This window comes from Kitasatospora sp. NBC_00070 (assembly GCF_045041205.1).
Taxonomy (GTDB): Bacteria; Actinomycetota; Actinomycetes; order Streptomycetales; family Streptomycetaceae; genus Kitasatospora.
In genome coordinates this window covers 679,742-702,587 of sequence record NZ_CP108247.1, presented here as the reverse complement: position 1 = coordinate 702,587, position 22,846 = coordinate 679,742, and the positions used below count along the sequence as shown (strand labels likewise).

Genomic DNA, 22,846 nt, shown 5'->3' with positions numbered 1-22,846 from the left:
CCCGTCACCGGGGGCAGCCCCGGTGGCGGGCCGTCTGCATGCCCGCCTGCACCGCCGCATCCGGGGGCCCGAAAACCTGTGGTCCCCGCGCGGCCCGTGCCGCAGAATCAGCACCAGCGACCACCCGTAGCTCAGATGCCAGAGCACCGCCTGCTCGGCGGGGAGCGCCGGTTCAAGTCCGGCCGGGTGGACGTGCGCGGGTGTAGCTCAAAATGGACAGAGCGGCTGGACATTACACAGCCAGGTTGGGGGTTCGAGCCCCTCCGCCCGTGCCAGGCCCGTCACTGGGGGATCAGTCCCGTGGCGGGCCTTTCGGCGCCCCCGGCCAGCCACACTGAGTGCCCGTACCACTGCGCAATTCATGCAAGGCGTTCGGAGCCGGAGCCCTCCGCCGGACCTTCCTGGCACGGGATCAGCACCGCTGCGTTGCCGTACTGGTGGACGTCGAGCAGTGCACGGAGGCGGCCACAGGCGTGGGCCGCATCGTCTCATGGTGACCGAGCCCGGATGCGCCACGGGCCGCTTCCTGCCCGGCTGGACCGGTTTCATGACGGCCCGTCCGCACGACCGGCCGCCCCGCCAGAGTCTCGCCCTGCTGCCCGGCGACAAGCGGCCGAGCCGGATCGACCCCGAGATCATCAGCACGTGGACCGGCGGTTGGGTCGCACAACTCGCGGCACCCTCGGCCGAACGGATGGGGGCCGGCGGGCAGCAGGTTCTCTCGGACGTGGCCACCGGATCGCAGGCCCGGACCCTGCCCGACCACGACGGCGGCTGGACGGGTCGGCTCAGCGGCTGGGCCAGGGGGTCGGGAGCTGCTCGGTGGCCTCCGAGAGGTGGGCGGTGATGACCAGGGTGCCGTCCTCGACCTGGTAGTCGAGCGGGGCGGAGAGGCGTCGCATGGTGGAGATCAGGCCGGTGTTGGAGGCGTGGGTGACCGCGTAGACGGTGGGGACGCCGGCCTCCAGGGCGAGGGCGGCCATCCGGCGGAGCAGGTCGAACCCGAGGCCGCGGCGCTGCCAGGCGTCCTCGACCAGCAGGGCGACCTCCGCGCTGTCGTCGTCCCACATCAGGTGGGCGAGCGCGACGATCCGGCCGTCCGAGGACTCGACCGCGAGGGTCTGGCCGTGGCGGGGGTCGAGCAGGTGGTCGAGGTAGCGGTCGGCGTCCTTGACCGGGCCGTGGTAGCGCTTGCGGAGGGCGTCCGCGGAGCACCGGCCGTGCATGGCCAGGGCGGCGGCCTTGTCCTGGGCGTCGGCCCGACGGACCGTCAGGTCGGTGCCGGCCGGGAGGGTGAGCCGGGCCTCGACCTTGGGGACCCGGGGGCCGAGCAGCGAGTCCAGCTCGACCAGGGCCTGGGCCCGGGCGAACTCGGTCGGGGTGAAGGGGAGGTGCGGCCGGCTGAGTTCGATCAGGTCGCCGGAGGGGACCGGCAGCCGCATCACGTGGCCGTCGACGCCCGCCAGGGCCTTGGCGCCGCCGTTCGGGAACTGCCGGATCGTGCACCGGCCGAACAGCCGGCGCAGCGCGACCGGCAGCTCGGCGGCGTCCAGCGCCGTCCGGGTGGCCAGCGCGAGGACGTGGGTCGGCTCGTCCACCAGGTCGTGGGCGTCGGCCTGTTCGGTCCAGATGTCCAGGCCGCCGCCGGAGGCGACCGCCCGGGCCAGGTCGGCCCGGCTGAGCGCCAGCGGGGCGCGGACCAGGAACTCGTCCACGGCGCCGACCGGCAGCGGGTGGGTCTGCATCGAGACGATGCTGACCTGCTGCCCGGCCAGGGCGGTGCAGATCCGGGCCAGGCTGCCGGGCGAGTCGGAGACGGTGGCGCGCAGCCGCCAGAGCGCGGTCTGCTCGAAGTCGCGCAGCGGTCCGGTCACCTCGGCCGCCTCGGCTCCCGGGGGTGCGGCCGGGTCGGGGCCGGGCGGCCCGTGCGGATGGCGGTGTGCCCACCAGGCGTGGAACACGGCCGTGGCGACCAGGGCGAGCGCCGAGGCGACCAGCAGGACCGGGCCGTCGTGGCCGTGCACGACGGTGTTGGCGACCAGGTCGGCGGCCGCCACCGCGACGAAGACCGCGGCGAGCTCGGTGGTGTCGCGACGCCAGCGGTGGTTGCGGGCGCTGCGGCGCTGGGCGCGGGACGGCTGTGCAGAAGGCTGTGAAGTGGTGTCCATGGAAGCATGGTGCTCTTCCGGTGTTTCGCGATCACGAATCCCCCGTGACCTGTTGGTAAATGTCTGCGGATGGCATCCGAACTGCCTCCCCTCAGCTCAAGAACCGGTCGGACGCCCAGTCAGTTCCCGTCCTGCGCTGCGGACTTCGGACAACAGCAGGTCGAGGTCGGCCTCGGTGGTGGCCGCGTTCAGCAGACACACCCGGAGCATCTCCCGCCCGTCCAGGAGCGCGCCCGTAACAAAGGCCCGCCCGCCCAGCTGGACGGCGACCGGCAGGTCGCGGTTGACCGCGTCGGTCAGCGCCGGGTCGGCGGGCAGGTAGCGGAAGGCCACGATCGAGGTGCGGACCGGCGCGAGCAGCTCCAGCTCGGGGTCGGCCTCGACCAGCGCGCCCAGGTGCCGGGCGAGTTCGGTGCAGCGGGCGATGTCGGCGGTCAGGCCGGCCCGGCCGCGGTTCGCGATGGTGGCCCAGACCTTGAGCGAGCGGAACGGGCGGGTCTGCTCCATCCCGTACTCGGAGAACCAGCCGAGCGCCCCGGCCGCCTCGTCGCGCAGGTAGGAGGGGACCAGGCTGAAGGTGCCGCGCAGCTCGTCGGTGTCGCGCACCAGCGCGCAGCCGCAGTCCACCGGGACGCCGAGCCACTTGTGCGGGTCCAGCGCGAGCGAGTCGGCCCGGTCCATCCCGGCGTACTGGTCGGCGATGGCCGGGTCCAGCACGCCGAAGGCACCGTAGGCGCCGTCCACGTGCAGCCACAGGCCCTCGGCCGCGCAGACGTCGGCGATCGGGTCGAAGGCGTCCACCACGCCGGTGCCGACGGTGCCGGCCGAGGCGACCGCCAGGAACGGGAGCAGCCCGGCGGCCCGGTCGGCGGCCACCGCTTCGGCCAGTGCGGCCGGGTCGAGCCGGCCCTCGGCGTCGGTGGCGACGGTGCGCAGGTGGCGGCTGCCCAGGCCGAGCAGCTCGACCGCCTTGCGGACGCAGGAGTGGGTCTCGGCGGTGGCGTACGCGACCAGCGGGGGCAGCCCGGCCAGGCCGTCCGCGCGCAGGTCGTGCCCGGCCCGGCGGGCGGCCCGGTTCCGGGCGGCGGCCAGGCAGAGGATGGTGGCCATCGAGGTGCCGGAGGTGAGGATGCCGCCGCCGGCCGGGTGCGGGAAGCCGACCAGCTCGGCGATCCAGCGGACCACGGCCCGCTCCAGGTGGACGTCGGCGTGGTCGCCGCCGGCCGAGCTGGGGTTCATCGCGGCGGCGGCCAGGGTGGCCAGCACCCCGGCGGGGGCGGGGGCGGAGTTCACCCAGCCGAAGAAGCGCGGGTGGCCGTTGCCCATCGGAGCGGTCATCAGCTGACTGCCGATCACCTCGAGCAGGCCCTCCAGCGGCACGCCGTCGGCGGGCAGCGGCAGGTCCAGCAGGGCCTGCCGGTCGGCCTGGTCCATCGGCTGCCAGACCGGCCGCCCGGGCACCGCGTCGAGGTAGTCGGAGACCAGCTCGGCGGCGGCCCGGGCGGCGGTGCGGAAGTCGTCGGCGGTGTCGGTCATGCTGCTGCTCCATCAGGGGTTCATGGAGGCACGACTTCCTCGGCGCACCCAGTGGTAGAGACCTTAGTCCAGAGTGCTGGAAAGGCCGCCCGAGCTGCGGCAGTAACCTGCGATCTCCTTGTTGGTGATCTTCGAGCAGAGCCGGGCGCCCGCACCGTTCTCGGTGTAGTTGACGGTGTAGTAGCTCATCAGGCCCTGGGTGCAGGCCTTGCGCTGCCAGGAGTCGGCGGCGGTGGCGCAGACGTTGCCGGCCCAGTCCTCGCGGTCCAGGTTGTACTTCATGGTCCGGGAGCCGACGCCCCGGCTGCAGTCGTTGGCGCCGCCGCTGGCCTGGCCGTTGAGGCACCACTTGAGCGCGTCGGCGAAGACGTTCTCGTGGTTCGCGTAGTCGTGCGAGCTCAGGTAGAAGGTCGGCGCGTAGAAGAAGCAGGCGGACTGGAACAGCGCGGGCTGGTCCTTGCAGGGGTAGAGCGGGTCCTTGGCGAGGGCGGCCGGGTCGAGGTTGGCCTTGGCCTTCTCGTCCTCCTCGTCGGGGCCGAAGAGCTGCATGAACAGGCCCTCGGAGCAGAGGACCTTCCGGCTGTCGGTGGGGAACTTGTTGCACAGCGCACGGGCCTTGGCCACGTCCTGCTTGGCCACGAACATCGTGCCGTGCCCGACGCCGTGGATGCACGGGCCCTTGTTGGCCGGGGCGCAGAGCTTGAGCAGGTCCTCCTCCGGGTTGGTGGAGGCGTTCAGCATCTCCTCGACCGCGCCGTGCAGGTAGCCCGCCGCGCAGGTCTCGTGCGGGAAGGAGATGACCTTCTGGAAGTCCGCGTGGTAGCGCTTCACCGCGGTGTGCCCGAGCTCGTGCGCGATCGGGTGGCAGAACCGGACGGTGTACGGGAGCTTCTTGCTGATCGCGTCCAGCTCGGCCAGTGCGACGCCCGGGTCGGTGGCCTCCATCTTGGCCATCAGCTTGTTGCGCAGCGTGGAGCGGGTCCACACCGCCGGGTCGCCGGTCGGGCTGGGGGACGCGGCGGGGCCGCTGACCTGGGCCGCCGGGACGGGCTGGCCGGCGGGGGCGGCGGCCTGCACGGTGGTCTGCGGCGTCCACTGGGTGACCGCCACCGCGCCCAGTCCGAGCGCGCCCAGCAGGAAGGCGGTGATGATCGCGAAGAGTCGCGGTTGCATGTGCGGTGTTCCCCCGGCGGATCGCTTCGGACGGTTGCGTCTCCCATCCTGGCGCCGCCCGCCGGAAAGCGAGCGCTTCTGACGGCCATTCGGGAAGTGTCGGCCCGGCCGTTCCCCGAGCGGCCGACTGGTCAACGAGGAGAGCGCCCCCCGGTCACCGAACCGACACACTCTCACAGGACCACCACGGACGGTCCGCCGGGGCCGGATCGCGGTCGGCCGGAGCCGATAGTGGGAACCCCTGCCCGATTTCGGGCAGGATTCTTGGAGTGTGCCCGTTCGGCACCTAGGCTCCCCTCTCGTGCCTGTCTCACCACACCCTCACGAAGACCTGCTCGCGCACCTGACCCGGACCACCCCGCTGGGGCCCGGCGAGGCCGCGCGGGTGATCGCGGAGGTGCTGGCGTACTTCTCCGAGAGCACCGAGGAGTACGTCCGCCGCCGCCACGGTGAGCTGCAGGCACGGGGCCTGACCAACGAGAAGATCTTCGACCGGCTGACCGGCGAGCTCACCGCCCGCCGGGTCGCGGCGCCCGAGCTGTCCACCCGTCAGCTGCGCCGGATCGTCTACGGCTGAGCCCGCCCCGTCCCACCCGACGACGTGACAGAGGAGTACCACCATGTGCGGCATCGTGGCCTACATCGGTCCCAAGGACGCCACCGCGTTCCTGCTCGAAGGGCTCCAGCGGCTGGAGTACCGGGGCTACGACTCGGCCGGGGTGGCCGTCATCGGGAAGCCCGGCACGCTCAAGGTCTGCAAGACCAAGGGCCGGGTGGCCGACCTGGCCGCCGCCGTACCCGCGCGGTTCAAGGGCACCACCGGCATCGGCCACACCCGCTGGGCCACCCACGGTGTGCCGAGCGATGCCAACGCGCACCCGCACCTGGACAACGCCGAGCGCATCGCGGTGGTGCACAACGGCATCATCGAGAACGCCGACGAGCTGCGCGCCAAGCTGACCGTCGAGGGTGCGGTGTTCCGCTCCGAGACCGACACCGAGGTGCTGGCGCACCTGGTCGCCGCGCACGTCGGCGAGGGCGTGGAGCTGGAGGACGCGGTGCGCGCCGCGCTCGGCCACGTGGTCGGCACGTACGGTATCGCCGTGGTCGACGCCACCCAGCCGGACCGGATCGTGGTGGCCCGCAACGGCAGCCCGATCGTGCTCGGCCTGGGCGAGAAGGAGATGTTCGTCGCCTCGGACGTCGCAGCCCTGGTCCGCTACACCCGCCAGGTGGTGCACCTGGAGGACGGTGAGCTGGCCACCGTGCGCGCCGACGGCTTCCGTACCCTCACCGAGGACGCCCGCACGGTGACCCGTCAGCCGTCCACCGTGGACTGGGAGATCGACTCCTACGACACGGCCGGCTACGAGCACTTCCTGCTCAAGGAGATCCACGAGCAGCCCGCCTCGGTCGAGCGCACCCTGAGCGGCCGCCTCGACGAGCGGTTCGCCACCGCGCACCTGGGCGGGCTCAACCTGGACGCCCGCGAGCTGCGTGAGATCCGCCGGGTGAAGATCCTGGGCTGCGGCTCGGCGTACTACGCCGGCGAGATGGGCGCCCAGCTGATCGAGGAGCTGGCCCGGATCCCCGCGCACAGCGAGCCCGCCTCCGAGTTCCGCTACCGCAACCCGGTGATCGAGGCCGACACCCTCTACGTGGCGGTCAGCCAGTCCGGCGAGACCTACGACACGCTGGCCGCCGTCCAGGAGATCAAGCGCAAGGGCGGCCGGGTGCTCGGGGTGGTCAACACCGTCGGCAGCGCGATCGCCCGCGAGTGCGACGGCGGCATCTACCTGCACGCGGGCCCGGAGATCTCGGTCGCCTCGACCAAGGCGTTCACCTCCACCGTGATCGCCTTCGCGCTGCTCGCCCTGCACTTCGGCCGGATCCACGACCTCTCCCCGGCCGACGGCCGCCGGATCGTCGCGGGCCTGAAGGCGCTGCCCGGCCAGATCCGGGAGATCCTGGCCGACGAGGACAAGATCGCCGAGCTGGCCGCCGAGTACGCCCAGAGCGAGGGCATGATGTTCATCGGCCGGGTCCGGGGCTTCCCGGTCGCCCGTGAGGGTGCGCAGAAGCTCAAGGAGATCAGCTACGTGCACGCCGAGGCGTACCCCGCCAGCGAGCTCAAGCACGGCCCGCTCGCGCTGATCAACCCGGACCTGCCGACCGTGGCGCTGGTGCCGGACGACGAGCTGCTCGACAAGAACCTCACCACCCTCGGCGAGATCAAGGCCCGGGCCGGCCGGGTGCTGGCGATCGCCCACCGGACCCCGGACGCCAAGCTGGCCGACCACGCCATCCTGGTGCCGCGCAGCGAGCCGGAGCTCGACCCGCTGCTGCTCAACATCCCGCTCCAACTGCTCGCCTACCACGCGGCGGTGGCCCTGAATCGGGACGTCGACAAGCCGCGCAACCTGGCCAAGAGCGTCACCGTGGAGTAGCCGGTCCGGTAGGGGTGCCCGTCCGGTCCGGGACGGGCACCCCTGTGCTCCCGGCGGCGTACCGGTGGCTCGGTTAGGGTGACCGCACGGTCGGGTCGAGCACGGGAGTCACAGCATGCGGGTCGGGATCATCGGAACGGGCACCGTCGGCAAGACGCTGGCGGCCAAGCTGGTGTCGCTCGGGCACGAGGTGACGCTCGGTTCGCGCAGCAAGGAGAACGTGGCCGCGCTGGCCTGGGCCGAGCAGGCCGGTCCGTACGGCCACAGCGGGACCTTCGCCGAGGCCGCCGCGTTCGGCGAGCTGGTGGTGAACGCGACCTCCGGCGTGGTGGCGGTGCAGGCGCTCCAGCTGGCCGGGGCCGAGGCGCTGGCGGGCAAGGTGCTGATCGACGTCTCCAACCCGCTGGTCTTCTCGCCGCTGGGCGAGGTGAGCCTGGAGCCGGTGAACAGCGACAGCGTCGGCGAGCAGATCCAGCGCGAGTTCCCCGAGGCCCGGGTGGTCAAGGCGCTCAACACCGTCAACTCCGAGGTGATGGTGGACCCGGGCCGGGTGCCGGGCGAGCACAACCTGTTCGTGGCGGGCAACGACCCGGAGGCGAAGGCCGCGGTGGTGGCCCTGCTGACCGAGTTCGGCTGGCCGGCGGGCTCGGTGCTGGACCTGGGGGACATCGCGGCCGCCCGCTCGCTGGAGATGCTGATGCCGTTCTGGCTCAAGCTGATGGGCCACTTCGGGCACGCCGACTTCAACTACTCGATCCGGACCGCGGGCTGACGGGCGGTCAGACCCGACGGCGGCGCCAGAGCCGGTAGCCGACCAGCCCGGCCAGCAGCACGCCGAGGGCCACCAGCACGACCACCTGGTAGCGCATCACCCGCTCGTACAGCGGCCCGATGTTGCCGCCCGCCAGGTAGCCGGCGCCGCCCCAGACGCCGACCCAGAGCACCGCGCCGAGCACGTTGGCCGGCAGGAAGCGCCGCCAGCTCATCCCGGTGGTCCCGGCCACGATGCCGTTGGTCTGCCGCAGCACGTCGACGAACCTGGCCACCGTGACCACCTGGGCCCCGTGCCGGGCGAAGAACTCCTCGCCGCGCGCCATCCGGGCCGGGGTGAGCAGGACGTACCTGCCCCAGCGCTCGACTGCGGCGTGCCCGCCGGTCCGGCCGATCAGGTAGCCCAGCGCGTCCCCGGCGATCGCGGCGGCCAGCGCGATCACCAGGACGGCGGCGATGCTGAGCCGCCCGGTGCCCGCGTACACGGCGGCCAGCACCAGCACGGTCTGGCCCGGGACCGGGATCGCGCAGTTGTCCAGGAAGACGAGAACCCCCACCGCCAGGTAGCCGTAGCCGTCCAGCAGTGGGGTGAGGTGTTCGAGTGGACCGGGGAGTGCTGCGGGGGTGTCCACGGGGCTCCGGGGGAAGGGGGGTCAGTGGGCGGGCTGCTGACGTTCGATCACGGTGTCGGGGCCGGGATAGACCAGCCCCTCGTGGCCGTCCTTGAAACGCACCAGGTACGGGGGCTCGCCTTCGGGGCCCCGGACCTCGATGATCTCGCCCTGCCGGTCCGCCATCCCGATCGACCTGCTGTGGATGTGGAGGTGATCGCCTGCCGTCGCTTGCATGGTCTGCTCCTTGCCGGTCCCGGTTGCGGTCCCGGTCTCCACTGTGCGGCGGGAACGGGGAGGTCGCAACGCCCGGCCCGATCCGGACGGGAGGACCTGGCCGTCCGGGTCGGTGAGGTAGCGGCGCAGCAGCCGCTTGCACTCGGCGATCAGGGCCGGGTCGCCGGCCGGATCGGTGCGGAAGGCCAGCTTCAGGACGGCGTCGGCGCTCTCCATCGCGACCCGCAGCGCCAGCGGGTGGCCGGGCCCGGTGAACAGGCGGCCGCCGAGGGCGCGCAGCCGCAGGGCGACCGCGGCGTTGTTGTCCAGGTCGCGGTCGAGCAGGTGCTGGTCGTCGGCGATCCCGGCCGGGAGCCGGTCGACCAGGCCGAAGTCAAGGTGGCCGAAGCCCGGGACGGCGCGCTTCATCGCCACGAACTCCTCGACCGCCAGGTCGACGAAGCCGGGGACGTCGGGCGGGGTCTCGGCGTCGAGGCGGCGGGCCAGCCGCTCCAGGTAGCGGTCCAGGTTCCGTTCGGCCAGGGCGGCGAGCAGGGCTTCCTTGCCGGCGAAGAACTGGTAGAGGGTGCCGATCGGGACCTCGGCCCGGTGCGCGGTCTCCTTGGTGGTGAGCGCGCTCGCGCCGACCTCGTCCAGCAGGCCCGCACAGGCGTCGAGCAGACGCTCGTACCGCTCCTGGCTGCGCTGCTGTACCGGTCGGCGCCGGGCGGGGACGGCGGTGCCGAGGTCCGACTTCATGCGCCCACTGTGCCGTATCGGGCGGAGGGGGCGCGAATCCCCTCCGGGGTCCTGCGTTGCCAGGCCCGCCGGCAAGCGCTCGGTGGGTGGCCGGCGGCCGCCGAGCAGGACCGGCAGTTCGGCGGCAGTTCGCGGTTCCGGTCGCGGGATTCCGGGGGATTCGCGGCATGCTTCTTGCCACGTCGTTCGCCAGTGGCGCCCGGGAATGCGGGTGCCGGACAGGAGGTACCCCGTGTCGTCCACCGTGCTCGTCACCGAGGCTCCGGCCGAGATCACCCTCTCACTCTCGGCGGCGGAGGGCCTCGACCGGATGGCCGCGCCGGTCAAGGCTGCCGTCAACCAGGACAACTGCCCGAGCTGCCACTCCGGCTTCGACTGGTCGTTCGGCCGGTCGGCCGAGTTCACCCTGGGCAGCTCCGGCCGGGGCCGCTGAGCCGGCGGCCAGGCGGCCGGGGGTAAGGGAGGGGCGATGGCGCGGCTCGGGGTCGGGCTCACCTATGTCCGGGGCCTGGAAGGGCTGTTGGAGGAGTGCGGGGACGCTCTCGACCTGATCGAGGTCGAACCGCAGACCTTCTGGCGGACCCGTCCGGACGGCACCGTCGCGACCGACGACGAAGCCCTGCGCCGCCTGGCCGACCTGCCCGGGGCCCGATTGCTGCACAGCGTCGGCGACCCGGTCGGCGGCTCGGAGCTGCCGGACGCCGAACACGTCCGGCTGCTGGGCGAGTTGGCCGAGCGGCTGGACGTTCCCTGGGTGAGCGAGCACCTGGCGTTCAACCGGGTCGGCGGGGCCGAGGGCTTCCGGACCGGCTTCATGCTGCCGCCCCGGCAGACCCCGGCCGGCGTACGCCGCAGCGTCCGGTCGGTCCGGGCGATGGCCGAGACGCTCCCCGTCCCGTTCGCGGTGGAGCTCGGCACCAACTACCTCAGGCCCCGGGTCGACGAGCTCGGCGACGGCGCCTTCGCCGCCCGGGTGGCCGAACAGGCCGACTGCGGGCTGCTGTTGGACCTGCACAACGTGCTGGCCAACGAGCGCAACGGCCGCTGCACGGTCGAGGAGCTGCTCGCCGAACTCCCGCTGGACCGGGTCTGGGAGGTCCACCTGGCCGGCGGGTTCGAGCACCGCGGCTACTGGCTGGACGCCCACAGCTGTCTGCCCGACGAGGACCTGCTGCGGCTCGCCGAACGGGTGCTGCCCCGGCTGCCCGCGCTCCGGGCGGTGCTCTTCGAGCTGACCGCCTCAGCCGCTCCGGGCCTGGAGGCAGGCGCGGTACGGGAGTTGACGGACCGACTGCGGGCGATCTGGCCGGTGGACCCGGCGGTCCCGGCCGCCGCGCCCGCACCGCGCCGTTCGCCGGACCCGGCGACGGGCGGGGCCACGCCGGAGGAGTGGGAGGCCGCCCTCGGCGGGCTGGCCGTCGGGCGGGAGCCCCGGACCGCGCTGGAGCGGGAGTTGGCCACCGACCCGGCGATCGACCTGCTGCGCGAACTGATCCTGGAGTTCCGCGCGGGCGCCCTGGCCGGGACGCTCGTGCACACCGTCCGGCTGCTCCTGCTGACCCTGGGGGAGGCGGGGGTGCGGGGGCTGATGGCCGGGTACGCCCGGCAGCGGACCCCCGAGCTGTTCGCCACCGAGGAGGCGCTCGCCTTCGCCGAGCACCTGGGGCGGAGCTGCCCGGCGGTGCCGCTGCTGCCGGACGTGCTCGCGCTGGACCTCGGCCTGATGCTGGTCCGGCTGGACGGCGAGCCGCGCACGGTCACCCTCGGCACCGACCCGACCGTGCTGCTGACCGAACTCGGCGCCGGGCGGCTGCCGGTGGCCCCACTGCGCGGCAGCTACCGACTGCGGCTGGTGGACGACCGGGCGGGTGCACCGGCCGGGTGAGCCGCGATCCCGGCGGCCCCGAGCGGGGCCGGGGTCCGGCGGACGGCTACGCGTGAATGATCGTTTCGGCGGGTGAAGCCGATGGGCCGTCCGGGTGAAGGGGCGTGACCGCGGCTACCTGGCGTAACCGTGTGTGACTACAACTTGGTCGGTGGCCCGAGAGCCGGGCTTCCGTCCTTGTCCACGTCGGCCGTCAGGCGCAGCGGCTGAGTCCGGCTGCCCTGATCAGGAACTGCTCTTCCGTGGTGATCCAGGGTGACTTGGGAAGGTCGCCCGCCCGCCCGGGCCGGATTCCGTCGGACGGTTCCAGTGGGCACCGGCAGGACTTTGCAACGCCCCTATGAGAGGAAACCCGTGGCCATCGGATTTCGGCTGCCTCGTGGCTTCGCCGCCATGAGTACCGCCCTGCTCGTCGCCACCGCCGTCGTTCCGCTGACGGCGTCCAGCGCCGCGGCCGCGACCCCCATCTGTCTGAGCGGCAAGCTCAGTTACGACTACGAGTCGGCCGAAGCCGGCCGAGGCAAGCCCACGCTGACCAAGCCGGTCCGCAACGCGAACATCCAGCTGTGGGGCAAGGAGAAGGCCACCGACGCCCCGCGCCCGCTCACCGCCGACTACCGGTACACCGCCGTCGCCGACGGCGGTTTCAACCTCTGCTACACCCCCACCGCCACCCCGATGAGCAGCATCTGGGTGCGGTTCAGCACCGAGAGCACCAAGTTGTGGAAGGTCAGCGACGGCAACGGTGCCGTGTACACCTTCGACTCGCCGACCAGGTCGGACCTTGCCGCCAGTGCCGACCTGGGTACCCTCAAGGCAAGCAGCGCCAGGGCCTGGCACGCCTTCGACACCGTCAACCTGCTGTGGTGGGCGCGCAACAACCCGGTCAGCGACTGCTGGTCCACCCACGAGGCGAACAACGACGCCTGCACCGAACTCAACATCAGGTGGACCGCCAACTCGGCCGACGGCCCGGTCTACGACCTGGCCAACACCGTCTATCTCCCCGCCGCAGCCCCCGACTCCGAGCACACCGTGCTCCACGAGGCCGGTCACTTCTTCCAACACCGCCTCTACAACGGGCAGTTCCCCGCGGTCTCCGGCTGCAGCCCGCACTACGTCGACAAGGTCAGCTCCGCCAGTTGCGCCTGGACCGAGGGCTTCGCCGACTCGGTTGCCGCCTACCTCCTGAAGGACTCCCGCTACGTGTGGCCCGACGGTGGCAGCCAGTCCTTCACCTACACCACCGGCTGGCAGACCGGGGACCAGGTCCAGGGCAACGTGGACGGCGCGCTGCTGGAGCTGTGGAACAACGTCGACGGCGGCTGGGACCGCACGATCAGCGTGATGACCGCCCGCAAGCCCGCCACCTTCGCCGACTACTTCAAGACCGGACGGCCCACCGCCAACCCCGCGCTGTCCACCACCGGCAGCGCACTCACCGCGCTGGCCGCCCACGCCATCAACTACGGCCCCACACCGGTGGGCGACGGCCGGACCCACGTCCTCACCAACGGCGGCGGACTGGCCGTCGAACGCTCCGACCAGTGCGGCGCCTCCGCCAGCTCACCCGCCGTCCTGGCCACCGCCGACCCCACCCGCAACAAGCAGCAGTGGACGCTGCGGGCGGAGGCGAACGGGACCGCGAAGCTCATCGACGGCTGCCCGGACCACCTCGTGCTGACCGCACCCACCACCTCCGGCGGCCAGACCACCCTGCGGGCCGTCAACTCCTCCAGCCCGTACCAGGAATGGAAGGTCACCCAGAACAACAGCGGCACCTACACGATCACCAACCCGGCCACCGGCTACACCCTCGACAGCGCCGCCGACACTCCCGGCGCCGCGGTCACCGCCAACCCGACCGGCACCGCCAACTCCCAGAACTGGGCCGCCCTCACCTGACGGACCGCTGACGTCGGGGGCCGTGCCGGCGGCCCCCGACCACGCGAGTGCCGCTCACCCACCGGTCCGTTCGATAGCTGTCCGCCCGAACCCCTACGATGACCGCCATGACTACAGGGGGTCCCGGAGGCCGGCTCGTCGACGGCCGTTTCGAGTTGCTCGAGCGGCTCGGGGGCGGTGGCATGGGCCTGGTCTGGCGGGCCAGGGACATCGTGCTGCAGCGCGAGGTGGCGCTCAAGGAGGTCCGCTCGCCGGACCTGGCGATGCTGGCCGCCGACCCGGCCGCGGCCTTCGAGCTGCGCGAGCGGGTGCTGCGCGAGGCCCAGGCGCTGGCCCGGCTCCAGCACCCGCACGTGGTGATCATCTACCACATCGTCGACAACGCCGAACTCGCCCATCCCTGGCTGGTGATGGAGCTGGTCTCCGGCGGCTCGCTGCACGACCGGCTGAACCGGGGCGCGCTCGCGCCGCAGGAGGCCGCCCGGATCGGCCGCGGGGTGCTCTCCGCGCTGCGGGCCGCCCACGCCGCCGGTATCCAGCACCGCGACGTGAAGCCCGCCAACGTGCTGATGCGCGCCGACGGCACCCCGGTGCTGACCGACTTCGGCATCGCCGCGCTGACCGAGTCGACCAGCCTGACCGCGACCGGGGCACTGATCGGCTCGCCCGAGTTCATCGCCCCCGAGCGGATCCGCGGCCAGGAGGGCAACCCCTCCTCCGACCTCTGGTCGCTCGGCATGATGCTGTACGTCGCGGTCGAGGGCCACCACCCGCTGCGCCGCGCCACCACCTTCGCGACCCTGGCCGCCGTGCTGGACGAGCCGCTCCCGCCACCGGTGCGCTGCGGCCCGCTCGGCCCGACCCTGGTCGCGCTGCTGGCCCGCGATCCGGCCCTCCGCCCCGACGCCGCCGAGCTCGACCGGCTGCTGGCCGCGGCCGAGCAGGGCATCGACGGCACGCGCGGCGCCGGGGTGCAGGACGCCGTCCCGTACACGCCCACCCAGCTCACCGGTGTCGTGCCGCACCCCGCCACGGGCCCGGTCGACCGGGTGCCCGGGCAGGCCACCGGCGGTCAGGAGCCTTGGCCGCAGCCGGAGTTGCCGGGGCGCCCGCGCGCCCGCCGACGTACCGGCCCGGTGCTGGGGGCGGTGGCCGGGGTGGCGCTGGTCGGTCTGCTGGGGTGGTCGCTGAGCAGCGGGCTGCTGAAGTTCGACCATCGCGCGGCCGCCGGCTCCTCCCCACGGGTCACCGGTGCCAGTACGGGCAGCACCGCCGTCGGCGGTGCCGCCTCGACTCCCGCCACCAGCGGTACGCCCAAGGCGTCCGGTGCCGCCGCCAAGGACCTGCTCACCCCGGACGGTGCCCGCGGCCTGGTGGAGGAGATCCGCTCGGCCACCGGCACCGCCACGGTCACCCAGCTGCTGATCTACCCCGAGTACGCCAGTGCGAGGGTGATCACCAAGGACAACCCCAAGCACTACGACGACGTCAACTACCGGGCCGGCAAGCTCACCAGCAAGCCCGGTGGCACCGTGGGCAGCAACGACAAGCCGGTGGACCTCGCTAAGATCGACTGGAACCAGATCCCCACCGTCATGGCCAAGGCCCAGACCGAGCTCGGTGTCCCCAGCCCCAAGTCGCGCTACCTGAACGTGACGTACGGCTGGTTCGCCGACGAGATCACCATCCGGTACTACCTCTCGGACGAGTACAGCGGCGGCGGCTATCTGAACGTGGGCGCCACCGGCAAGGTGCTCAAGGTGGTCAAGTCCGGCTGACCGCACGGTGGCACGGGGTTCAGAGCCCGCCGAGGCCGGTCGAGTCGAGGTTGAACTCCTGCCGTGGCGGGTCCGGTTCGCGGGGTGGAGCCGGGGAAGGAGGTGGCGGCGGGACGGGCTTCAGCGGGTGGCCCGCCGGGAGCCCGTGCTCCAGGCCCTGGGTGGCCACCCGGCGCAGGAGTTCGGCGTCGGCGGGCAGTGGCCGCGCCTGGGCGGCGGCGACCAGGGCCCGGCCGAGGTCGGTGCGGCCGTAGTGCTCCGGTGGTCGGCGTCGGACCGCTGCCGCGAGCAGGACGGCGACCTGGGCGGCGAGTGGCAGCCAGGCCCGGGAGAGGACGGCGACGGCCACGCCGGTGAGCAGTAGGGCGACCAGGACGGTGACGCACCGGAGCCGGACCCGGCGCCGCCCGGCCCGCCAGACCACGGCGGCGGGTGAGTCGGCCAGGACGCCGGCGGGCATCGTCCGCTCGGTCAACAGGCCCTCGGTCACCAGCCGTTCGCGAAAGCTCCGCGCGAGGTGCGCGGGCGGATTCCGGTCCCAGCCCGGGCGGTCGGGCAGCCGGCCCTTCCTGGTCCGCGCGATCTCGGCGAGGAGCACGCCCTCCACCTCGTCGCGGGGCACCGGATCCGACACCCGGAACCAGAAGGCGCCGAACTGCTTGCGGGTCAGGCTGATCCGCCCCTCGGTGTGCATCCGTACCAGGGCGACGGCGGGTGCCCGGTGGAGGCCCATGCCGCTGTACAGGTAGGCGAGTTCGTACAGGTCCAGCTCGGCGGTGGCCGGGCGCGGCGGGCCCGCGGTCGCGGCCAGGGCCTGCCAGGCCCGCCGTACCGCCCGGCGCCAGGAGAACAGGACGGCGAACGACAGCACCGCCGCCACCGAACCGGCCGCCAGGCCCGGCCCGGATCCGATCAGATCCATTCGTTCCCCCCCAGCGCAGGCGACGCACGGTCCCTACCCCGGAAGCGTCCGGTTCACCCGGTGGCCGAAGGATCGAAGTCGGTTTCCCAAGAGGGGATGTGACGGTTCATCAGTCATGGAGGTGCCCGAGGCGGTGGGCTGGTGCAGGGGATGCACCCACCGCCTCGGGCGGGCCGGGTCCGGGGGCGGGGCAGCGGGTCCGGACCCGGGTCTGTGGTGGTCCGTCAGCTGATGGTCCAGCGCTGGAGGGCGCTGCCGGTGTCGGGCTGCTGGGTGACCTTGGCGCCGTTGGAGGTCGAGGCCGTGGTGAGCAGGAGCCCGCTCTTCTGAGAGGTGATCTTGAATCCGCCGGTCACCGTGCTGACCAGCCAGCGCTGGTTGCTCGCCCCGGTGCAGGTCGCCTGGAGCACCTGGGCGCCGGCCGCGGTGGAGCCGCCGCTGACGTCGACGCACAGCTGGGAGAGGCCGTTGACGAGCTGGTAGGAGCCGTCGCTCTGCTGGGTGAAGACCCAGTTCTGGTTGGCGCCGCCGTTCGGTGTCCAGGTGATGAGCTGGATGCCGGAGGCGGTGGAGTGGTCCGGGTCGTCCAGGGCCTTGCCCGAGCTGACGACGGTGTGGGTGCCGTCGGCCACCACCCCGACCGACCAGGTGAAGGTGCCGGTGCCGGTGGCGGTCCCGGAGGAGGCGGTGACGGTGACCGTCGAGCTGCCGGTGCTGCCGGGCGTACCGGTGATCAGGCCGCCGGGGCTGACCGACAGACCGGCGGGCAGGCCGGTCGCCGAGAAGGTGAGCGGCTTGTTGGCCGAGTCGGTGGCGGTGAGTTGGAGCGAGACCGCCGTGTTGACCTTGCCTGACTGGTTGCCGGGACCGGTCACGGACACGGTCTCGGGGACGCTGCCGGTCGCGGTCAGGGTGAGGGCCTGCTCGGCGGCGGTGCGGCTCGCGCCGACCGGGCTGCCGGTGGTGTTGGTCCAGAACCGGGTGGGCGTGGTCTCGGCCGGGCGCGCGGTGTCGGCGGACAGCCCGATCGCCAGGCCGCTGTAGCGGTTGACCAGGCGGTACGTGCCGTCGGGGGTGTTGGTGGTCGACCTGCCCGGGATCACCCACCACTGCTGGCCGACGGAGGGTCCGCCCGCCGGGGCGGCGGTGACGGTGGGCTTGGCGCCCCAGGCGCGGCCCGCGGTGACACCGGAGTCGACGCCGAGCAGCCGGCCGGTGGACCCGTTGGTGACGCGGTAGGACCCGTCACCGTTGCCGGTGAAGCTCCAGGTCTCGAGACCGGAACCGGTGGCGGCCGCCACCGAGGTGGTGGCGGAGCTGCCGGAGACCTGGGCGAGCACCCGGCCCGCCCCGCTGGCGATGCGGTAGGCCTTGGTCACGTCCACCGGCGGTGCGGCGGGCGTGGCGTTGTCGACGGCGAGGTTGACGTACTCGCTGCTGGAACCGCCCGAGCAGCCGAAGGAGCAGTAGGTACGGAAGTTCTTGCCGACGATGCCGCTGCCGGTCTTGCTGACGCTGTCCAGGAACCAGCGGTACCAGGAAGCCGTGTGGTAGCTGCCGGTGTCGCCGATCTTGTACCACTTCTGGGTGGTGAGGTCGTCCGTGGCGTAGAGCTCCTGCGGCGCGTTGCCGGACTGGTCGACGGCCTGGGGCTCGCCGATGTACAGGCCCAGGTGGGCGTTGTAGGTGATGTCCATGACGAACAGCGGCGAGGTGGCGGGCATCTTGCCCGCGGCGACCTGCTGGTCGGCGGTGCCGGTGTTCGCCGGGTTGTACTCGGCGGCGGCCGGGGTGTAGCCGGTGCCGCCGGTGGTCCCGACCGGCACCATGTTGCTCTCCTGGCCGCCCTTGCCGGGCTGGGACCAGGCGCCGTCGTACCACTTCTGCCAGGAGTTCGGCGCCATCTTGGCAGAGATCGGCGACCGGGCGACGTGCTCGTGGAACGCCTTCCAGCTGCCGCTCTTGTCGACCACCCGGGAGCCGTAGAAGACGTAGAAGTACCCGGAGGCGGTGTCGACGAACAGCCGCTGGTCGCCGTCGCCGTAGTAGTACGTCTGGTTCGGGAAGGCGGTGGTGTCACCCCGCTTGGTGCCGTACGGGGAGGTGATGACGTGGTCCTTGATGGTCCACGTCCGGCCCTGGTCGGTGGAGACGGCGTAGTCGATCGCGTCGTAGTGCAGGCCGTCGCCGAAGGGCTGCGGGGTGAACTCGTTGTGCACCAGGCCGTACCAGTCGCCGGTGTCGGGATCGACCCAGAGGCCGGCCAGGTCGCAGAAGTTCTTCTGGGAGTAGCCGGAGCCGGCGGGCGGCGCGGTGGCCTCCAGACCGGTGGGGCTGTTGTTGCAGCGCCAGGTGGTGTCGTTGTTCCTGTCGTTGGCGTTGGCGGGGTTCACCGCGTTGCTGAGGGTGGTGTTGAAGGTCGCGGTGTCCAGGTTGCCGCCCGAGTAGAAGTCCCACACCCGGCCCTGGTTCGCACCGTAGAGGGCGGCGGCCTGCTGGTAGTAGAAGGTGCCGTCCTTGTCGATGTAGGGGAAGGCCGGGGTGTCGGTCGGGTGGGTCCAGGCGCCCTTGGCGCCGACGGTGACGGTGTATCCGGAGGTGGGGGGCGTGGCCCGGGCGGTGCTCTGGGCGAGCAGTCCGCCGGTCACCGTCATGGTGGTGGCGAGGAGGAAGGCGGCGAGCCTGCTGCGGCGGGACGGCACGGGGGTCTCCTTATGCGGGGGCGGAGTTGTGCCGCGGTGGTCGTGGGGGACGGGTGCGGCCCATGGGCGGGGACGTGGCACGGGGTGGCCCTCCTGGTCGGTACTCCGGGCCGGGCGGCAGGTGCGCTGAGGGGGGTTGCACGGCACCGGAGCGGGTGGGGGATGAAGGCTGCGACACCGCGAGGTCTGCAGTTAGATGCAGTATCCGGCCTGGTATCGAGCAGATGTCAACACGATCGACCAAAATGTTGCATCTTTGGTCGGGTGGCGCACGGCCCGATGCGGCGTTCCCCGGACGGGCGGTCAGGGGCATCGTGGCAGGTCGGGGACGTCAGTCGGTGCACGTGCGACCGCAGCGGGCAGGGGGGCCTGACGAATCGCCAGGTTTGACCGGCGGGTGCGCGGTCAGACGAGGGGGTGGTGGCGGTCCCGGGTGTCGGCCCGGAGGCCCGGGACCGCCCCGTCGCGCAGACCCGGCCGCCGCAGGCTCCCCTCGCCCGGCGGCCGGGGCATGCGGGCAGGGGGACCGGGGCCGGGTGCGGAAATTGGCTGTTGCGTGTTCGGGCCGCGCTGGGAGGATGACCGCAACCCTCAGGCCCCAGCTGTACCGAACTCCGTCCCCAGGAGACGTTCATGGCGTTGCCGCAAGGCCCGCTCAGCCACCGCTACCGTGGCGAACACCCCATCCGTACCCTCTGCTACCTGTTCCAGCCGGACCGCCGACGGGTGCTGCTCGCCGTCGTCGTGTACTTCGCCAAGCACACGCCGGTCTGGCTGCTCCCGCTGATCACCGCGAACATCATCGACGTCGTCGTCGAGCACCGGCCGATCGCCGGGCTGTGGTGGAACGCCGCCGTCCTGCTGGTCATCCTGCTGCTCAACCTGCCGCTGCACCTGCTCTACGTCCGCTGCATGCACGGCAGCATCCGCCGTACCGGCACCCGGCTGCGCTCGGCGCTCTGCCACCGGATGCAGCAACTGTCGATCGGCTACCACTCGCGGGTGAGCGCGGGTGTCCTGCAGGCCAAGGTGGTCCGGGACGTCGAGGGCATCGAGAACGCGTCCCAGCAGACCGCCGACCTCGGTCTCGGCGCCGTCGCCACCCTGGTCGGCGGCGTCGTCGTGGTCGCGCTCCAGGCACCGGCCTTCCTGCCGGTGTTCCTGGTCATCGTGCCCGCCTCCGCGCTGCTGGTGGACCGGCTGCGGGAGCGGCTGCGGTCCGACAAGGAGTCGTTCCGGGTGCAGGTGGAGCAACTCTCCTCGCGGATCAACGAGATGACCACGCTGATCCCGATCACCCGGGCGCACGGGCTGGAGCGCACCGCGCTGCGCCGGGTCGACCGGACGCTCGGCTCGGTGCTCAGCGCGGGGCTGCGACTGGACCTGCTGAACGGCCGGTTCGGTGCCCTGGCGTGGATCCTGCTCAACGCCATCGGGGTGGGCTGCCTGGCCGGCTCCGCCCTGGTCGCGTACTACGGCTGGATGAACGTCAGCGCCGGGCAGGTGGTCATGCTCAGCGCCTACTTCACCACCCTGACCGGGTCGGTGACCAGCCTGATGAGCCTGACCCCGGTGATCGGCAAGGGCCTGGCGTCGGTCCGTTCGGTCGGCGAGGTGCTGGAGGCCCCCGACCTGGAGGTCAACTCCGGCAAGGCGGAGGTCGAACGGATCCGTGGCCGGGTGGACTTCCAAGGCGTCGGCTACCGCTACGAGGAGGCCGGGCCGCCGTCGGTCAGCGCCTTCGACCTGACGGTCCGTCCGGGCGAGACCATCGCCCTGGTCGGTGGCTCGGGCGCGGGCAAGTCGACGGTGCTCAACCTGGTGATCGGGTTCCTCCGCCCCACCGAGGGCCGGATCCTGCTGGACGGCGCCGACATGGAGTCGCTGGACCTGCGCAGCTACCGCAAGTTCGTCTCGGTGGTGCCGCAGGAGTCGATCCTGTTCGAGGGCACCATCCGGGAGAACGTCACCTACGGCCTGCCGGAGGTGACCGAGGACCAGGTCCGGACGGCGCTCCGGGACGCCAACGCGCTGGAGTTCATCGACCGGCTGCCGCAGGGGCTCGACACCGTCGTCGGTGAGCGCGGCCCCGGCTCTCCGGCGGGCAGCGGCAACGGCTGGCCATCGCACGGGCGTTGATCCGCGACCCCCGGGTCCTGGTCCTGGACGAGGCCACCTCCGCGCTGGACTCGCGCTCCGAGGCACTGGTCCAGCAGGCGCTGGGCCGGCTGGTCCGGGGCCGGACGGTGTTCGTGGTGGCGCACCGGCTGTCGACCATCAAGGGCGCCGACCGGATCGTGGTGCTGGACGAGGGCCGGATAGCCGAGATCGGCTCGCACGACCAGCTGCTGCGGAGCGGCGGCGCGTACGCGGGGCTGCAGGCGGCCCAACTGGCCTGAGCCGGACGGCGCTGACCGTTGCCCCCGGGGGGCGACGGTCAGCGCCGGGTGGGCGGGTCCGGTCAGCGCGGGGCGCTGAGCACCTTGCGGTGCTGGACGGTCGGCACCGCGCGGAGGGCGCGGCCCGCTGCCCGACGCCGTACCAGGCGGGTGACGCCGCGGTGGATCACGACGGCGTAGACCCAGCCGACCAGGATGTCGATGACGAAGTGCTCCGCGCCGTACACCAGGGTGAACGCCATCGCGAGCGGGTACGCCGCCAGCAGCACGCGGACCCGGCGGGTGGCGGTCGGCCAGAAGAAGAGCGCGATCAGCATCGGGTACGCGGCGTGCAGCGAGGGCATCGCGGCCACGTCGTTGGCGAACCGGCTGCCGTCCTCGAACACGGAGGCGGCACGCGGCAGTTCGGCCTGCGCCAGCACGTCGCCGACGATCCTGGTCACCGGGGCGGTGTCGCCCTGGGCGCCCGCCATCCACGGCGGCACCGCCGGGTAGAGGACGTAGGTGAGGAAGCCTGCGTACGTGACGGCGAGGTAGCAGCCGAGCAGGTGCCGGAACCTGGCGTGGTTCCGCCGCCAGAGCACCGCGAGCAGCACGAAGACCATGAAGAAGTGCGACATGTACACCGTGACGGCGGCGTAGTCGTACCAGTGCGCCGCGCCCGGGGTGTACAGGGCGTGCTGCAGGCGCACCGTCCACGTCTGGCCGAACCCGAGCGCCGTGTCGAACGCCAACTGGGGCCGCAGGTGCGGCAGCCAGGGCGTGTGGGCACCGTAACCGCGCAGCAGCGAGTACGTCCACACCACCGCCATCACCGGCACCCAGTCGCGCAGCACCAGCAGGGTGCGGCGCCAGCCCTCACCGCCGTGCACGGCGGCTGCCAGCAGGGCACCGATCAGCCAGAGGAAGACCAGGTCCTCGGTGTAGGCCAGGCCGTTCTCGTACGTCCACCGGGCGAGCAGCGTGAAGTAGACCGGCCAGGCCGCCCAGCGGAGCAACCGCCATCGGCCGGCCGGCTTCGGGGTCGGTGCCAGGGCCAGCGTCGGTGGCGGCGACGGCGACGGAGGCGGTGGCGGTGGCGTGGGGGCGGTGACTGTGACGGTGGTGGGTGAGGGGGACGGGTGGAGTTCGGTCACGGGCGCGTCTCCTCGGGTCAAGGATGCGGTCGGGTGGTGCTGCGGGAGGGGGGAGAGCCCGGGCAGGGGGGTGCGTGCGAGCTCCGTGCCGGTGTGGTCACAGCTGCTCCTCGCGCCCTCCGGAGCGCGCCCTGCCGCACCTCGGTCACCGGCTCAGGGGAGCCTGGCGCGGGAGTGACGGTGTCCCCGCGTACGAGCGGGGCGGGGCGGCGGCGTACGGGGGCGGGGGTCATGGAGCGAATACGCACGAACGAACTCTCCGGGGACTGCGGGTGGGCATCGGGCCCACGCGCGCCCAGGCAGCCTGCCACGCACGGATGAGCCTTACCTGAGAGTTTCCTGATGGTCGCTTGGGAGCGCGGGCGGCTGCGCTTCGGGCCCGTGCGTGGCCGGAGCATGCCGGTCGGCGGCAGGTGGTGCCGCCGACCGGCCGGTTGC

General features: G+C 72.5%; 15 protein-coding genes, 2 tRNA genes and 1 pseudogene. 10 read left to right on the top strand and 8 right to left on the bottom strand.

Translation table 11 applies throughout. From position 1 onward, the window contains the following. Positions 1–120 precede the first annotated feature (120 nt). Both OHV05_RS03230 and OHV05_RS03225 read left to right on the top strand, forming a co-directional pair. Positions 121–191: transfer RNA gene (locus tag OHV05_RS03230), tRNA-Ser, on the top strand. A 5-nt stretch (positions 192–196) separates the two neighbouring features. Beyond that, a tRNA-Asn gene (locus tag OHV05_RS03225) sits at positions 197–275 on the top strand. Between the two features lie 513 nt (positions 276–788). On the opposite strand, the gene OHV05_RS03220 is transcribed toward OHV05_RS03225, so the two are convergent. From OHV05_RS03220 to OHV05_RS03210, 3 genes are all read right to left on the bottom strand, one after another. Then, complete coding sequence (locus tag OHV05_RS03220) at positions 789–2,168, bottom strand: GNAT family N-acetyltransferase (protein ID WP_405016228.1); 1,380 nt, start codon at positions 2,166–2,168, stop codon at positions 789–791. Between the two features lie 96 nt (positions 2,169–2,264). After that, on the bottom strand, positions 2,265–3,704 hold the full coding sequence (locus tag OHV05_RS03215) for a pyridoxal phosphate-dependent decarboxylase family protein (RefSeq protein WP_405016227.1): 1,440 nt from the start codon (positions 3,702–3,704) through the stop codon (positions 2,265–2,267). A gap of 63 nt (positions 3,705–3,767) precedes the next feature. Further along, positions 3,768–4,877 (bottom strand): hypothetical protein, encoded by a 1,110-nt coding sequence (locus OHV05_RS03210; protein WP_405016226.1) that lies wholly within the window; start codon positions 4,875–4,877, stop codon positions 3,768–3,770. Positions 4,878–5,178: 301 nt separating this feature from the next. On the opposite strand from OHV05_RS03210, the gene OHV05_RS03205 reads away from it, so the two are divergent. The 3 genes from OHV05_RS03205 (at position 5,179) to OHV05_RS03195 (ending at position 8,096) form a co-directional block, all read left to right on the top strand. After that, positions 5,179–5,454 (top strand): hypothetical protein, encoded by a 276-nt coding sequence (locus OHV05_RS03205; protein WP_057235369.1) that lies wholly within the window; start codon positions 5,179–5,181, stop codon positions 5,452–5,454. Positions 5,455–5,497: 43 nt separating this feature from the next. Beyond that, complete coding sequence (glmS, locus tag OHV05_RS03200; protein ID WP_405016225.1) at positions 5,498–7,324, top strand: glutamine--fructose-6-phosphate transaminase (isomerizing); 1,827 nt, start codon at positions 5,498–5,500, stop codon at positions 7,322–7,324. A gap of 115 nt (positions 7,325–7,439) precedes the next feature. Beyond that, positions 7,440–8,096: an NADPH-dependent F420 reductase gene (locus OHV05_RS03195; RefSeq protein WP_405016224.1), complete on the top strand. Its 657-nt coding sequence runs from the start codon at positions 7,440–7,442 to the stop codon at positions 8,094–8,096. Positions 8,097–8,103: 7 nt separating this feature from the next. Here the strand turns inward: OHV05_RS03195 and OHV05_RS03190 are convergent, their stop codons facing one another. After that, complete coding sequence (locus tag OHV05_RS03190) at positions 8,104–8,727, bottom strand: DedA family protein (protein ID WP_405016223.1); 624 nt, start codon at positions 8,725–8,727, stop codon at positions 8,104–8,106. 21 nt (positions 8,728–8,748) lie between these two features. Further along, a complete protein-coding gene (locus OHV05_RS03185; protein ID WP_405016222.1) occupies positions 8,749–9,681 on the bottom strand; it encodes a DUF1918 domain-containing protein in 933 nt (310 codons plus the stop codon). A gap of 232 nt (positions 9,682–9,913) precedes the next feature. On the opposite strand from OHV05_RS03185, the gene OHV05_RS03180 reads away from it, so the two are divergent. The 4 genes from OHV05_RS03180 (at position 9,914) to OHV05_RS03165 (ending at position 15,249) form a co-directional block, all read left to right on the top strand. Next, on the top strand, positions 9,914–10,114 hold the full coding sequence (locus OHV05_RS03180) for a hypothetical protein (protein ID WP_405016221.1): 201 nt from the start codon (positions 9,914–9,916) through the stop codon (positions 10,112–10,114). A gap of 36 nt (positions 10,115–10,150) precedes the next feature. Further along, the gene (locus OHV05_RS03175; RefSeq protein WP_405016220.1) at positions 10,151–11,566 is read left to right on the top strand and encodes a DUF692 family multinuclear iron-containing protein; all 1,416 of its coding nucleotides are present in this window, start codon (positions 10,151–10,153) and stop codon (positions 11,564–11,566) included. A 393-nt stretch (positions 11,567–11,959) separates the two neighbouring features. Continuing rightward, positions 11,960–13,471, top strand: coding sequence for an RICIN domain-containing protein (locus tag OHV05_RS03170; RefSeq protein ID WP_405016219.1), 1,512 nt, complete (start codon positions 11,960–11,962; stop codon positions 13,469–13,471). Positions 13,472–13,578: 107 nt separating this feature from the next. Next, positions 13,579–15,249 (top strand): protein kinase domain-containing protein, encoded by a 1,671-nt coding sequence (locus tag OHV05_RS03165; protein ID WP_405016218.1) that lies wholly within the window; start codon positions 13,579–13,581, stop codon positions 15,247–15,249. Between the two features lie 19 nt (positions 15,250–15,268). Here OHV05_RS03165 and OHV05_RS03160 read toward each other — a convergent pair whose 3' ends face one another. Together OHV05_RS03160 and OHV05_RS03155 are read right to left on the bottom strand one after the other, a co-directional pair. Then, entirely contained in the window at positions 15,269–16,171 is a 903-nt protein-coding gene (locus tag OHV05_RS03160) for a TIGR04222 domain-containing membrane protein (RefSeq protein ID WP_405016217.1), read from the bottom strand. 224 nt (positions 16,172–16,395) lie between these two features. After that, complete coding sequence (locus OHV05_RS03155) at positions 16,396–18,825, bottom strand: RICIN domain-containing protein (protein WP_405021379.1); 2,430 nt, start codon at positions 18,823–18,825, stop codon at positions 16,396–16,398. A 681-nt stretch (positions 18,826–19,506) separates the two neighbouring features. On the opposite strand from OHV05_RS03155, the pseudogene OHV05_RS03150 reads away from it, so the two are divergent. After that, positions 19,507–21,272 (top strand): annotated as a pseudogene (locus OHV05_RS03150) (ABC transporter ATP-binding protein). Between the two features lie 62 nt (positions 21,273–21,334). Here OHV05_RS03150 and OHV05_RS03145 read toward each other — a convergent pair. Continuing rightward, positions 21,335–22,408, bottom strand: coding sequence for a phosphatase PAP2 family protein (locus OHV05_RS03145; protein WP_405016216.1), 1,074 nt, complete (start codon positions 22,406–22,408; stop codon positions 21,335–21,337). Positions 22,409–22,846: the final 438 nt, after the last annotated feature.

Bases quoted from the DNA above. Each gene is read 5' to 3' on its own strand.
- OHV05_RS03165 (WP_405016218.1), top strand. From the start codon at position 13,579: ATGACTACAGGGGGTCCCGGAGGCCGGCTCGTCGACGGCCGTTTCGAG.
- glmS (WP_405016225.1), top strand. From the start codon at position 5,498: ATGTGCGGCATCGTGGCCTACATCGGTCCCAAGGACGCCACCGCGTTC.
- OHV05_RS03155 (WP_405021379.1), bottom strand. From the start codon at position 18,825: ATGACGGTGACCGGCGGACTGCTCGCCCAGAGCACCGCCCGGGCCACG.
- OHV05_RS03210 (WP_405016226.1), bottom strand. From the start codon at position 4,877: ATGCAACCGCGACTCTTCGCGATCATCACCGCCTTCCTGCTGGGCGCG.
- OHV05_RS03195 (WP_405016224.1), top strand. From the start codon at position 7,440: ATGCGGGTCGGGATCATCGGAACGGGCACCGTCGGCAAGACGCTGGCG.
- OHV05_RS03185 (WP_405016222.1), bottom strand. From the start codon at position 9,681: ATGAAGTCGGACCTCGGCACCGCCGTCCCCGCCCGGCGCCGACCGGTA.
- OHV05_RS03220 (WP_405016228.1), bottom strand. From the start codon at position 2,168: ATGGACACCACTTCACAGCCTTCTGCACAGCCGTCCCGCGCCCAGCGC.
- OHV05_RS03170 (WP_405016219.1), top strand. From the start codon at position 11,960: ATGAGTACCGCCCTGCTCGTCGCCACCGCCGTCGTTCCGCTGACGGCG.
- OHV05_RS03175 (WP_405016220.1), top strand. From the start codon at position 10,151: ATGGCGCGGCTCGGGGTCGGGCTCACCTATGTCCGGGGCCTGGAAGGG.
- OHV05_RS03160 (WP_405016217.1), bottom strand. From the start codon at position 16,171: ATGGATCTGATCGGATCCGGGCCGGGCCTGGCGGCCGGTTCGGTGGCG.
- OHV05_RS03215 (WP_405016227.1), bottom strand. From the start codon at position 3,704: ATGACCGACACCGCCGACGACTTCCGCACCGCCGCCCGGGCCGCCGCC.